The organism is Noviherbaspirillum sp. (assembly GCF_036846085.1).
In the GTDB taxonomy this organism is placed as follows: Bacteria; Pseudomonadota; Gammaproteobacteria; order Burkholderiales; family Burkholderiaceae_D; genus Noviherbaspirillum.
In genome coordinates, this window is sequence record NZ_DAIUCO010000131.1 from 1 (window position 1) to 14,036 (window position 14,036).

The 14,036-nt window shown below is 59.0% G+C and carries 8 protein-coding genes and 1 pseudogene; 4 read left to right on the plus strand and 5 right to left on the minus strand.

The window, feature by feature from the left end; genetic code table 11:
• Positions 1 to 358 (plus strand): annotated as a pseudogene (locus V7080_RS15455) (DNA alkylation response protein); the annotation flags it as partial.
• A 55-nt stretch (positions 359 to 413) separates the two neighbouring features.
• Here V7080_RS15455 and V7080_RS15460 read toward each other — a convergent pair.
• The 4 genes from V7080_RS15460 to V7080_RS15475 form a co-directional block, all read right to left on the minus strand.
• Entirely contained in the window at positions 414 to 668 is a 255-nt protein-coding gene (locus V7080_RS15460) for a hypothetical protein (RefSeq protein WP_334189286.1), read from the minus strand.
• A 100-nt stretch (positions 669 to 768) separates the two neighbouring features.
• Positions 769 to 1,932 (minus strand): aminopeptidase, encoded by a 1,164-nt coding sequence (locus tag V7080_RS15465; protein ID WP_334189287.1) that lies wholly within the window; start codon positions 1,930 to 1,932, stop codon positions 769 to 771.
• A gap of 101 nt (positions 1,933 to 2,033) precedes the next feature.
• Positions 2,034 to 5,969: a translocation/assembly module TamB domain-containing protein gene (locus V7080_RS15470; protein WP_334189288.1), complete on the minus strand. Its 3,936-nt coding sequence runs from the start codon at positions 5,967 to 5,969 to the stop codon at positions 2,034 to 2,036.
• 14 nt (positions 5,970 to 5,983) lie between these two features.
• Positions 5,984 to 7,798 carry an autotransporter assembly complex protein TamA gene (locus tag V7080_RS15475; protein ID WP_334189289.1) on the minus strand — a complete coding sequence of 605 codons (1,815 nt, stop codon included), beginning with the start codon at positions 7,796 to 7,798 and terminating at the stop codon, positions 5,984 to 5,986.
• Positions 7,799 to 8,884: 1,086 nt separating this feature from the next.
• On the opposite strand from V7080_RS15475, the gene V7080_RS15480 reads away from it, so the two are divergent.
• Positions 8,885 to 10,072: a cation:proton antiporter gene (locus V7080_RS15480; protein ID WP_334189290.1), complete on the plus strand. Its 1,188-nt coding sequence runs from the start codon at positions 8,885 to 8,887 to the stop codon at positions 10,070 to 10,072.
• Positions 10,073 to 10,074: 2 nt separating this feature from the next.
• Positions 10,075 to 11,196 (plus strand): YbdK family carboxylate-amine ligase, encoded by a 1,122-nt coding sequence (locus V7080_RS15485; RefSeq protein ID WP_334189291.1) that lies wholly within the window; start codon positions 10,075 to 10,077, stop codon positions 11,194 to 11,196.
• Between the two features lie 86 nt (positions 11,197 to 11,282).
• Here the strand turns inward: V7080_RS15485 and V7080_RS15490 are convergent, their stop codons facing one another.
• The gene (locus tag V7080_RS15490) at positions 11,283 to 12,215 is read right to left on the minus strand and encodes a sugar kinase (RefSeq protein WP_334189292.1); all 933 of its coding nucleotides are present in this window, start codon (positions 12,213 to 12,215) and stop codon (positions 11,283 to 11,285) included.
• Between the two features lie 695 nt (positions 12,216 to 12,910).
• Here V7080_RS15490 and V7080_RS15495 point away from each other — a divergent pair.
• Positions 12,911 to 13,663, plus strand: coding sequence for a DUF3014 domain-containing protein (locus tag V7080_RS15495; protein ID WP_334189293.1), 753 nt, complete (start codon positions 12,911 to 12,913; stop codon positions 13,661 to 13,663).
• Positions 13,664 to 14,036: the final 373 nt, after the last annotated feature.

Below are 14,036 nucleotides of genomic sequence, written 5' to 3' on the forward strand. Positions count from 1 at the left end.
GATCGACGCTCCCCACCTCTGCTGGGCGATGGAGAACCTGGCGGAGGGCCGGGTGGTCAACCGCATCGTCGTCCCGGACGACGACAAGCGCTGGGCCAAGGTCGCGCTGGACCGGATGATGGCGGCATTGCCGGCACGTGTCGAGGAAATGGCAACCGAAAGCGAGGCGCGCCGGCTGGCCCAGGATGTCGCCTTGACCTTGCAGGCCGCATTGCTGGTCCAGACAGCGCCATCGGCCGTGGTCGGTGCGTTTTGCGATTCCCGCCTGGCCGGCAACTGGGGCTATGCTTTCGGCACGTTGGGTGGGGGAACCGATTTCAGTGCAATCATTTCGCGGGCCATGCCGCGACCGCAGTAGCCGGCGTCGCGCGCAATGATCGGCGGGCGGTGCGCCCGCAGGAGGAAGCGATCGCTCAGCGATCGTTGTCCTTGTGCGATCGGGTCATGATGGTGTCGACATCCGAACGGGCCTGGTATTGGCTGTTTCCTTCCTTGTACAGTGCCGCGCCCAACTCCACGAGGGTCTCGAAATTTTCTTTCGACAGCCGTCCGCGGGAATCCGCGAGAAGCTGCGCAAGCCCCAAAATGAGTTGACTCTTCGGCGGGCCCTGCTCGGGCATCAAAGCGGCCTGCTCCCTGAACAGGGTAATTACATCGTCATGTGTCACGGAAGTCCTTTTGCATAGTGAGCGGCCAGTGTACGCGGTTCGTGGTGCCGTCACCGGATTTCTGCCTGCAAAAGACGGGGATAAGGATAGCCGGTCCGATTCATCCCGTGGTTTCCGTCAGCACGGGCGCCAATTTCTTGCCCTGTTCAGGTTGGCTGACCGGCGTGGACCGCATTTCCGGTTGCCCCAGTTGCGTCAGCTGTTCATGACGAAGCTTGAGCGGAAGTGCGGCAAGGCTTCGGACTGTTTCGTAGAACTCCGGCAGCTTGGTCTGCTTTGCGAGGAGCGCCTTGAATCCCGGCACAAAATTGTGATACGTGGCGATCGACGCCAGGTGGGCATTCGTCAGTTTTTGGGCGAACCAGCCGTCGTAACCGGCATAGCCGTTCCACGCAACCCTGACATGCTGAAACTCGTCGCGTAGCGCCCGGAATATTTCCGCCTTCCTGGCGCGCTTTTCGTCATTGCTTGCCTCGCTGGCATACACTCTTTGCAGGCGCGCCTGGTACTTTTCAAGCAAGGCGAGAAAATCCTTTTTGCGGCTTTCGTTCTTGAGGTGGCGCTGGCGCATGCTTTCATCGCCATATCGTGCGATCCATCGTTCCACACCGGCTTCCTCGACCGCCATGGCGAAGGATTCATTGAATTCCGAATCGCCATGGGCGAAGAGCACCTGGTGCGCGAGTTCATGGAAGACCAGTCGCGCCAGCTGCGGCTCGGAATAATGAATGAAGGTGGACAGCACCGGGTCGCTGAACCAGCCCAGCGTCGAATACGCCGGCACGCCGGCCACATGGACGTCGTAGCCGGCCGCCTGCAGCGTGCGTGCATGGGAAAGCGCGTCGTCCTTGTCGTAATACCCGCGATAGTTGGCACAGCCCGCAACCGGGTAGCACCATTGCACCGGCTGCATTGACAACTCGGGCGTCGCGATGACGTTCCAGACCACGTACTCGCGTCCGATGTCGGCATAGTGGGTGTAGCTTTCGTTGGCTGGCAATCCCAACTCCTGCACCGCGAAATTGCGGATCTGTTGTACTTTCATCAGCTGCCGCTTCAACGCGGGATCGACATGCGGATCTTCCAGGTAGGCATTGATAGGGCGCATCGCCGCAAGCATGGCGAGCTGTCCATGTACTGCCTGACCGTAATAGGCGATATGCGAATAACCCGCCACGGCAGCGAGAAGGAAACCGCTCAGGAGAATCTGCCATGCCGGTATTTTTCTGGCAATGCGTAACAGTTCTCGTGGCGACATTTGCATAGGGGAATCCCGGCGGGTCAGAAGAAGTGATGCTTGAGTAGACCTTTCGATGGAGGAAAAGTTTGTGCAGGCATGACCGGAGGTGCGGAAACGGTTTTGCCTCAACCTCCCCGGAGCTTGTCGAACCGCTTGTTGTAGAGCATGTCGAGTCCGGTTACTGCGCCGCCGCGCACAACGACCGACCAGTTCCTGCTCAGCTCATAGGTCAATTTCAGCACGCTGCCCGTCCCGGCGAGGCTTTGTTCGAAGCCGATGAACAGATTGTCCGTGATCTCTTTTCCGAGGTTGACGACCTGCTGGCCCTGGAGCCCGAAATCGCTGGAACCGATCGAAAATTCATCCAGGCCGAAGCGGCTCGCGAGGCGTTGGCCCCCAAATTTGTTGAGCAGCCCGAATGCCGCGCCCTTGGCCGCATTCTGTGCCTGACCCGGTTCGGAATTGCCGCCGGCGCGGCCGAAGATCAGCCACGACAATTTTTCCTCTTCCGGTACATTCGGCTCCGATACCAGTTCGACGCGCGGCTGCTGCACCGTGCCTGTCACTCTCACGCCGGCTTCCACTTCCTGCTCACGCCGCATGGCAAGAATGTTGACATTCGGATTGGTCAAAGGCCCTTGAAAATTAAGTAAGCCGCGCTCGATCGCGAGCTCCGCGCCAAATGCTTCATACGTGCCATCGACAATGCGAACCGTCCCGAATGCCTGGAGCGGCTCGGCCGGTGCGCTTTTTATATTGAGTGAACCGGCAAGCCGCAGCTCCGCTCCCGAGCCTTCGAAGCGGAATTGCCTGCCCAGGTCAACCGTGATGTCGACCTGCGGCGTAAACGGGCTGGCGGCCTTGCCGCCTGTTCCGCTGTCTCCGGACGAGGTTCTGGCGGGCGATTCGTTGCCTCGAATCACGATGACGTCGTCGTCGAGTTTGGGCGCGGCCTGCTCAGGCAGGCTGAACAATGCGCGGTCGACGACGAAATTCCCCCTGACCATCAATTGATTGTTTTCATTGGCGGCTTTCGCCTGCCCGGATACCGTAAGCTGGCCAGACGGACTTGCCAGGAGCTGCAAGTTGTCGGCAATCACGGTCGCGGTGATGTCGGAACGGGATCGATCCAGGGGAATGCGTCCGGTTGCCCGCAAGGTGCCGTTGCCGCCCTGGAACTGCACTTGCTGCAGGTCGATGACGTTGTTGTCCAGGGTGATCCTCGCCACGCCGTCCCGCAGGCGCACGCCCTGGTCATACAGGGTGAGCGACAGGCTCTCGCCCAGCACGGTGCCGGACAGTTTCGGCTCCGCCAGCGTTCCGTTAGCGGTCAGGTCGATGGCGACCGTGCCGTTCAAGGCGATCTGCGGGCCTGCAAGCGACGCGATCGATTGCAGGCGGGGAATGGATGCGTTCACTCTGCCCGACAACGCTGCGTCGGGCGCGATCGTGATCCGGCCGTTCCCGGATTGCAGGGCAATTTCCCCTTTGCCGTCGAGACGGCCGATCCGCGTTGCATTTGCGCCGGCATCGAGCACCACGCGATTGCCCTGCAGGTTTGCTTTCAGGGACAACGCATTTAGTCCGAGCGACGTATTGCCGGCAGGGCCGCTTACGCCGATGTCGCCGCTGCTGCGGTCGACCTGGATGAAACCGTCCGCCCGATCCGCCAGCGTGATATTCCATCGTCCGTCGAGGACGAGATTGGTGTCCACCGGCGGCGCTTCTCCGGTGAATTGCCGGCGCAGGGCCAGCAAGTGTCCGATATTGAGTTCGTTGAAGGTCCCTTCGGATTTCACCAGCTGATTGCTGAACTGGAAGCTCTTGAGGTCGACCACCGCCCGCGCGATATCGATGCGGGTGGCGCCCAGATCGACGCGGCCGGGCGCCACGCTGACCGTCATCGGCGATCGCATCGAGACCCTCGGTATGCCGCGGTTTTCCAGGCTGCGCAGGACGCCGTCCCAGGCGAGTCCCTGCGCTGTGTCGTGCAGGTTTCCCTGGGCGGCGATGCCGACATCCAGCTTCTGGTCGCGCAGTTGCCCCTTGGCGTCAAGGTTGATGGTGTGTTTGCCGAAGGTTCCGTCGATATCGGCAGATACCGTCGCAAGGCGAATTTCGCCGCTCTGCAGGCCGCGTGCGTTCAATGTGAAATCCACCTTCGCATTGGGATCGGAGCCCGGCACGCCATCAATGTCCGCTGCGCCCGAGAGCGAAGCCAGGCGGTATTCGCCGAACGCCAGGTTCTCCGCTTCGTAGCGCGCGTCGATGAGCGGGCGGTCGATCGTGCCGGCAACTTCGCCGTTCACTCTCAGCAATCCGTTCAGGCCGAAACCAAGCCGCGCAAGGGCCGGCGCATCGATATTCACCTTCAATCGATCCGTCGGCTGGCCGAAACTGCCCTTGAGATCGGCGGTATTTCCGGCGATCGTCAGGCGCGCGTCGCTCGGCAATACACGCTTGCCGACCACATGCAGCGACCCGCCGCCGGTCATCGGCAGACCGGCATACGTGCTTTCATTGACGTTGAACTGCACACGGGCGGCAAGCTCCGGCTGCAATGCGCCTTCCGCCTTGAAATCCATGTTGATATTGGCGTCGATATCGTCAATCGCCGATTTTTTCTTCGGCGTTCCCGGCACCTGCATGGTGGCGAGGAAGCGCGCGGGATCGAAGTCGCTCAACGATCCTTGCGCCGTGTAGTCCGACGTCGCGCCCCGCGCCATGCCGCCGCTGACATCGAGTTTCGCGGGACCGGCTTTCAATTTCGCCGAGTTCAGCGTCAGGCGTTCCGGTGTCAGCTTCGCATCGGCGGTGAAGGACAGGTCGGGATCGGTCAGGGTCAGGTTGACAATCTGAGTATCGCCGTCAAGCTGGACCGACAATGGGCCCTTCAGCTTCGTCGGCCGCACGGCGGTATGCAGCGCATGCAGGTCGAGCCCGCTGGCATCCAGCTTGAACTCGCCCTTGCCGCCGCTGCGCAATTCCCCGCCGCCTTCCAGGATTGCTTTCCCTGGCAGTTCTATCCTGGCCTCGGCGAGCCGTTGCGTTTGCGCGTCGAGCGTGACGACGGCATGAACCGATTCCAGCGGCAGCAGACCCTTGTCGATCGGGCCGGACTGTGCATTCGTCACTGTTACCGGCCCGCTGACGATCAGCTTCGTCATGTCAGCGGTCGTATTGATGGGGGCAAGTTGCGCCCGCATTTGCAGCAGTGCTTTCGGCCACGCGGGATTGATGGCGCTTGGATCGAACCGGTCGGCACGGATATCGGCGCTACGGAAGGGCACGTCGGCGAACGGCGTCGCCTCGATCCGCGCCTGCGCATTGAATTCCTTCGCCGCCGCCTTGACCTGCACGCCCAGCGCTTCCAGCGAGCCTGACAGGCCGGCGTCTGCACTGAATTGCTGCTCCTGGAATTCGCCGTCGATACGCGCCGATCCATCGAGGTTGAAAGGCCGGTTGCCGTTCAGCTTGAGCGCAGCCGCCACCGTCCCGAAAGGCGTCACCGCTTTCCTGAGTTGTACGGCATGGTTGACCCGGTCGGAAGATGCCTGCAGGCGGATGTCGCTGTACGTTGCCGGCTCGCCTTCGCTTCGCACGATCACCTTGTCGATCGTGGCGCTCTGGAGGTCGAGCGCGAGCGGCAGCTTGATTTCCTGCGGCATCGTCGTAGGCTCCTCCGGCGACGGCAGCAGCGTCACATCAGCGGTGCCGACGTGCAGAGAGGGGATCGTCAGCTTGAGCGGTGATCTCGACACATTCCATTTGCCTTCAAGGCGGTCGACCTTGATCCGCTTTGTCGAATCCGCGTATTCGACATTGCGCAGCGTAAGGCCATCGCTGAGCGTGCCGCCGACAAGTTCGCCGGTCAATTCGCCCGGCAGAAACCGCGACGCGTTCTGCCAAAGGACGCGGGCTCCCCACTCCGTCTGCACCACCGTCAGCACAAGACCTCCGACCAGCAGGACCAGAAGCGCGATCGCTGCGGCGCTCCACATCAGCGCCCGGCGGGCCCCGTGTCGAGCCTGTTTCGGTTGGGGGGAAGGCGTGTTATCCATTGCAGGATCCGGATTCAAAATGCCACGCCGAGCGACAGGTGAGGGCGGATGCTGCCCGCCTGGATTCCATAGGCCAGGTCGACGTTCACCCGTCCGACCGGGCTGCGCCAGCGAGCGCCGACGCCAATCGCCTGGAAGAACTGCTTGTCGTTCCACCGGTCCGTGGCCGTTCCGACATCATAAAAGACCGCGCCGCCCCAGCTTTCGGTCAGCCAGTGCAGGTATTCCACGCCGCCGGTAGCGATGTAACGGGTGGGGTACACGATGCCGTTGCGTTCATTGCCGATACTCTGGAACGGATACCCGCGTACCGATTCGGTACCGCCGGCGCGAAAGAGCAGCGACGCGGGGACGGCGGCGTTGCCGCCCTCGGTGATCACCGCGCCCAATTCACCACGCAAAATGACCACGTCGCGTTCGCCGATCGGCAGAAATTCGCGAATCCGACTGGAGACACGGAAGAACGTCTGGTCGGTCAGCAGCCCTTTCAGCGCAACTCCCGCTTCCACCGACAATACGCGGCCGTTGCGCGGAAAACGGGCATCGTCGACATCTCGCCATGTCTTCGCGATACCCGCGACAAGCGCCTGGTGAACCCCGGGCTGGACCAGCACATCCTCCGGCAGCGCCGCGCCGTTGATCTGGGTTAGCTCGTCGCGGTAGTACTGGATGGAATAGGCTGTGTCGACTTTGTCGGTGCTCTGCGCGCGTCGAACCCCGAGCCGGCGGGTTCTCAGGTCCACTCCCTCCAACGTCGTTCGTTCCACCGAGCCGTTGGCACCGTTGACCCACGCACCCCGGCTCGGCGGCATGGAGAGCGACAGCGAGCCAAGCTGGCGGCGCTGTTCCACCCGCGTCTGTGCGTCCAGAACCCAGGCGCGGCCGAACAGATTGTAGTGGGAATAGAGGCCCTCGACGCGCGCTCCTGTATCGGTGGTGTAACCGACGCCGCCACGCAGGCGCTGCGCCGGGAACTCGGTAACGCGCACATTCACCGGTGTGAGATTGGCATTGGCCGGGTTCGTGTCGATATTGATGACGGCGTTGCTGAAATAGGGTGTTCTTAAAAGCTGGCGCTGGAATTCCAGCAGGCGCTCGGAGGTATATTCTTCGCCGACATTCAGCGGGTTCACGTTGCGGATGATGCTTTCCGGGTAGCGGCGTGTCCCGCTGATCTTGACCTCACCCAGTGTGAACGCCGGGCCGCTGTCGTAGGTTGCGAAAAGTTCCGCCGCATTCTTGTCGGCCAGGATTCGGGCCTGGGAGTCTGCGAGCCGCGCGGCTGCGAAACGCCGCCGCTGAAGAACGCGCAGGCCGGATTGTTTGGCATCGCTCCATTCCTCCTGCGTGAATGGCTCGCCGATATTCAGCGGCCATGCCATTTTTGCTTCCGCCGCCTGATCGGGGGCTACCTGAACCGCTGCCCCCGTGACATCGACCGAAACCTGGGACACCATGGTTCGGGGGCCGGCGTCGACGTTCAGACTGATGACTTTTTGACCGGACACGGTATCGACCCTGACGTCGGTTTTCGGGGAGAAGTAGCCCTGCGTGGAGGCCAGCTTCGTAACCTGTTTGGCAACGGTGGCGACCATGAAGTTCAGTTGCTCGTCGGAGAGATCGTCGCGTTCTCGGTATCGGAACAGGTCCAGGTTTTGCGTCAGCAATTTTTCCAGCTCATCCGGCGCTGTCAATTCGACCCGGTAGAAGGGATCGGCGGCAATCAGCAACGCGCAGCTCAATAAACCGGCGATCAATATCGATAACCTGCACACGTGGCGGACCAGGATGCCAGACGACCTCAAGCTGAACGAATTGCTTTCGAGCAAATTGCCTCTCCAAAATCGCTACTTCATTTTCAATGGGATAAAACCACGGATGCCAGAACGTTCGGGCACTTTGACACTTTGACAATATGGACGGCTATGGAAGTTCTGCAAGTGCGAGTTGGACAAACACAGCGGAATCATGCTCACAGAAAAAGGGGCGGGTGGCAAATACGACATATGCAGTTGGCATGCATCGCGCTTGTCATCCCCGCCCAACCGCTTCGGCGCAGAGGCGGCACTTGCTTTTTCGTGGAGCAAATAGCATTCCTGTTTCCTGGACATCCACGAAGCATTTCGTCTGAATGTTCAGGACAGGCATTTGTTGGGATAACCGTCGCTTGTCATCAGCACCGGACAATTTAACATTTAGATACCTCAGTAAAATTTGCTTACAATTTGTATAAAGTACATTTGCCTCAATGCATTTCACTCCGCGCTGCAGCTTTGCGAGGCCAAGCCTTCCTGAAAGCCACGTGTCGGATGTGTGATGACCAATCGCCGGCTAATTGGCTGGTGCAATGTCGCATATTCCTTGTCCGAAATACATGAACGCTCGACCAGCCGACGGCCGTATTGGCGATATTGCAAATTACTAGCATTTACGCATCTCGATCTTGATACCGCTTAATTTTCCGTTAAGGAAACTAACCTATACTCCGCGCATCCGGCACTGCCGGCATACGCTCACCACCGCCGAGGTTCAAACCACGAAGTTTTTGCGTTCGACCGATTCTTGGGAATCAACGCCAATAAATAAGTCTCGATGCATGGTCGCCAGGTTTTCCGGCTCCTCCAAAGTGGGAGTTGTTGCCTGGGATTGTTTTTTGCAGTACGGGAGCCCGTCATGCAATCCTCGTATCCCGACATAGGTCCAGGAGAAATCATCATGCCGTTCGAACTCACGTCCTGCGTAAGTAGGGTGGCGGAGACTTTGCAAGTCTCCAGCGATTGAGCATGTCGCCCGGCACCGCGGGTGCAACGATGCCCGTAACGAATGTCATTTGTGTGGGATCACAGTCGTCTGGTCCTGCCCGCTCATGCATGGGGCATCGATCCGTTTTATAAACTTTTGAGGAATAAATCGATATGCCTGAATTGTTGCCCATTCCGCTTCAGCTTGCGTGGCCGTTCGCCCTTGCGTTCGCCTGGATGGCGGGGGAATTCGGTCATCGCTGGACCGGTCTGCCGCGAATCAGCATATACGGCCTGGTGGGATTCGTTTTCGGAAATACCTTGTCCGCTCATTTGCCGGAGGCGGAAATGCAAAACCTGATGCTGCTGGCATACGTGGCGTTCGGCCTGATCCTGTTTGAACTTGGCTATCGCATCAACCTGCGCTGGCTGAAGATCAACCGCTGGATAGCCGTGACCGGCGGGGTGGAAGCGATTGCCACCTTCTGGGTTGTCTATGCGGTCGCATACTGGTTCGGCACCACGCCGCTGACGGCGCTGATCCTCGCATCGCTTGCGATGTCGACTTCCCCTGCCGGCGTACTGCGCGTCCTGAATGAGCAGAACAGCTCCGGCCAGGTTACCGAGCGGGTGCTGCACTTATCCGCTCTCAATTGCGTGCTTGCGGTATTTGCGTTCAAGGTCATCATCGGCATCGGCGTGTTTCAAACCTCGGGAAGCCTGCTGCACGCCGTCTGGAACAGCCTGGTGGTGCTGATCGCTTCCGCCGGTCTTGGCGCGCTTTTCGGTGTCGCCGTTCCGGCGCTGCTGCGCCGCCTCGGCAGTCTGAACCGCGATGCGACAGTCGCGTTCGCCATCACCGTTATTTTGTTGGTCGCCATCACCCATGTGTTCAGGTTTTCGCCCGTGCTCGCCACCCTGACATTCGGCATCGTGGCGCGCCATCGGCGCGTGACGTTGAGCCAGACCCAGCGCAACTTCGGCGTGATGGGCGATCTGTTGACGGTCCTGCTGTTTTTCATCGTCGCCACATCCCTGAAATGGGACCAGATAGTGCCGGGACTTGGTCTGGGTCTCGCATTGATTGCCGCACGATTCCTCACCAAGACCATCAGCGTCGCCGCATTTGCCCGCGTCAGCGGTGTCTCATGGCGCAAGGGCCTGCTGACCGGCATGGCACTGACGCCGCTATCTGTGTTCGTCATCCTCATGATGGAGCAGACGCGCCACCTCGGCGTGGACCTTGTCGAAACCCTCGTGCCGCTGACCGCAATGGTGTTGCTGCTCGAGGTGATCGGTCCCATCGTTACGCAACGCGCGCTGATATTGGCGAACGAAACGCCTGACAATCCGGAGAACTGAGCATGCCGCTGGAACCATTCAAGACGTCCGATCCCCTGACGCTCGGCGTCGAGCTTGAGCTGCAACTGGTCAGCCTGAGCAATTTTGATCTCATCGAGGCATCGCCCGATATGCTTGATCTGCTCAAGCGCAAGCCTTTCCCCGGTAACGTGACGCCGGAGATCACCGAGAGCATGATCGAAATAAATACCGATGTTCACACCAGCCACACCGGCTTGCTGGAGCAGCTTCATAAAATCCGGGACACCCTGGTGCGGGCGGGCGACACGCTCAACGTGGGCGTATGTGGCGGCGGGACGCATCCGTTTCAAAGGTGGACCGAGCGCAAGATATTCTCTAAGCCGCGCTTCAAGCAGGTGTCCACCTTGTACGGTTACCTCGCCAAGCAGTTCACGGTCTTCGGCCAGCACGTGCACATAGGCTGCAGCTCCGGCGACGATGCGCTGTTCCTTCTGCATTCGCTCAACCGGTATGTCCCGCACTTTATTGCGCTTTCCGCCTCCTCTCCCTATTTTCAGGGCAGGGATACGTTGTTCAATTCCGCTCGCCTGAACTCCGTGTTCGCTTTTCCGTTAAGCGGCCGTGCGCCGTTCCTGCTGCGCTGGGAGGATTTCGAGCGTGATTACTTCCAGCGCATGGAAAAGACCGGCATCGTCAATAGCATGAAGGACTTCTACTGGGATATCCGTCCGAAGCCGGAATTCGGCACCATCGAATTGCGGGTGTGCGACACGCCGCTTTCGGTCGAGCGTGCCGCGGCGCTCGCTTGCTATCTCCAGGCGATCTGCAGCTATCTGCTGGAACGGAAGGAGGCTGCACCGGCGGAGGATGATTACCTGGTCTATAACTACAACCGGTTTCAGGCATGCCGGTTTGGCATGGACGGAACGCTTGTGCATCCCAAGCGGCATGAGACCCTGTCGATACGCGAAGACATCCTGACGACGCTGCGCACCATGGAGCCCTATGCGCAGGCGCTGGGTAGTATCGCAGCACTGGAGCATCTGTACGATGCGACCCACAAGGGCAGCGACGCGAGCTTTCTGCGGCAGGAGTATGCAATCACCGGAAGCACGGAAGGCGTGGTGGATGCGGCCATACGGCGCTTTCGTGGCGCAATTTGAGCAAACGATCCAATGGATGGGATTTGACGCAAAGGCTTCACCGGATTGAGGACGCAGCGACGCTGACGGCTGACCAACCGCAGGCGTTAGCCTCCGGATTGCGATACGCCATCGTGTGCATCGATGATTGCTCCAGGGAACCGGATCACGCGCGCCGCCAGGTGTACACCAGCGCGGGCGGCGTCCTCCAGTGATTCTTCGCCGAGGCGTGCCGCCAGGTATGCCGCGTTGAAAGAGTCTCCCGCTGCCGTGGTGTCAACAGGTATGACCTTCTCCGCCGGGACGGCAATTGCGTCAGGCATGGAGGACGACTGCGCGAGGCAACCATCTGAACCGAGTTTGACCACTGCTTCCGCAGCGCCTGCTTTTAGTATGCGGGCCAATGTTGCCGAGGGTGCCGTATCGCCGTGCAGATCCTGTTCATCGTCGTAGGTAACCAACGCATGCGACGCCGTTGCCAGTGCTGCGTCGGTCCACCGGACTGCGCTGCTTTTGTCCCGCCATAGCTTCGGTCGGTAATTGCTGTCGAAACCAATCCATCCGCCGCTTTTCCGGATCGAAGCCGCTAAGGCAAGCAGCCGTTCCCTGCGTCGCTCATCCAGTATGGCCAGGGTGATCCCGGAGAAATAAAGCAGTCGGCAATGTGCGGCATCGCTTTCCAGTGCGTCCGCATGCTCGTGCGTCAGCATTTGACGGGCCGCGGAATTTTCTCTCCAGTACAGGAATGATCGTTCTCCGTCAGGCGTCGTTTCGATCATGTAGAGACCCGGCGCATAATTCGGCAGACTGAGAATCCGGCTGGTGTCCAGTCCTTGCTCATAGGCATGCAGCCGCAACGCCGCGCTCATGCTGTCGATGCCGACCGCTGAAATCAATGTACTGGTGAACGTCGACGATCGCCTGAAGTACACCGCGGTGTTATAAACATCGCCGGAAAATGACTGCATGAACCGATCTTTACCGGCACGGCGCAATTCGATCATGCATTCGCCGATAAACCAGCATTGTGTGGCTTGCAAGTCGTTACTCCTCCGGGAGACGGAATTTAAGATACGGCCAATTGCAGCCCGGGCGAAACCGCAGCAAGGATTGGATGTGGAACGCAGGCCAAAATCTGCGTTCCAGCTTTTCACAGTAATAAATGTACGCGTTGAGTCGTCTCAAAGTGGCTGCGATCTACTGGCGTAATGTTGACGGTAACCGTAGGTATTGATGGTGCGAGATTCTATGAATGACCATGAAAATGTAGCACTCAGGAAACGCCGGATTCATGGAAAAGCTTGCAGCAGCTGAACAAAGTCTGCCGTTTTTGGGAGAGCGACGTTGTTTTTTCACATGGAACAGCGGGGGACGAGATGCTTGAAGACGTCTTCCTGCGGCGCATTGGCATAGGGATACATGCTGCGCACATCGTCGTTTTTGTCGCATCCTCTGGCGCAGGCAAATACTGCAAATAGACGACCTTTACTGCCAAGCGGCAACTGCAGAAGCGTTTTGCTGTTTGCTGTGTGTTTTATTGATGAGACCCTTTGAAATCCGAGCGAAAGCGTCGTAACGTAGATTCGTAAAGGGTCCGCAGCATGGTGGGACGCAATGCTCGCCACGTGCGGTAAAGGTCAAATCCCGTTGCGTTCTCGTTCGAAAGGGATGTGCGATGAAAAGGGTAATTGGATGGTTGCTCCTTCTTGCGGTTTTGGGTGCGGCCGGATTTGCATTGTTCCTGTGGCAGCAAGGCCCTACATATCGCCCCCCCGAGATCATTCCGGAAGACGGTCCTCCGACCGCTGCAGCAGAACCCGCGGTGCGTTTCCCGCTTCCCGACGAGACAAACACGAACGAACTGCCCGCGTTGAGCAAGAGCGATCCGGCGGCGCTCGCGGCGCTGTCCGAACTGTTCGGTAAATCCGCCGTTGGAAAATATTTTCAACCGCAGGAGGTTGTCCGCCGCGTCGTCGTCACCATTGACAACCTGCCGCGGAAGACCGTGTCCGGCCAACTGATGCCGACCAAACCTATAACCGGAAAACTCCGCACCGCTGGCAACGGACAGAATCTCACCCTGGCGTCATCGAATTACGATCGCTATACGCCGTTCGTTCGCTTGCTGGAGAAACTGGATCCGCAAACCTTCATGGCGACTTACGTAAAAATGTATCCGCTATTTCAGCAAGCCTATAAGGACCTTGGTTATCCAAAAGGCTATTTCAATGACCGGCTCGTTACCGTCATCGACCACATGCTCGATGCGCCGCCAAGCAATGGACCGATTGCACTTGTGCAACCCCATGTGTTTTACAAATTTGTCGATCCGGCGCTTGAATCGCGCTCGGCCGGACATAAATTGATGCTCAGGGTAGGCAATGAAAACGCGGAACGCATCAAGGTCAAGCTGCGCGAGATTCGCAAAGAGCTAACCAAAGGCGGCGAGGCAGGCGTTCCGGCCACTGCGGCGAAACCCGTCAAATGAAGACCGCCTCCTTGATCCACGTCGGAGCTTGGGAATAAACACGCCGGGAAGTAGGTACGCGAGAGGCGTGTTTGTTTCATTCGAATGCCTGCACAGCCGGGAAACGCTACTTGACATTTTTGCAGCGATTCGCGGTCTCCAAAAAAACTCTTTACATCCCGCATCGAGCCTTGCTATAGTTCGGCTCCCGTCGCGAAAGACGAAACAAAAAACGCTCCGAAACGAGCGGTTTCGGAGACGGGATGGAGAAGGAAGAGCGTGAAGCTTGCGCGTATGCCGATACAAATTCAGTTTGAGATTTGCTTGGCAATTCCCTTATTCTCTGCTGCTGTTAAACAAGACGATTTAACGGTGAGTGTGGTGCGGTCGTGCT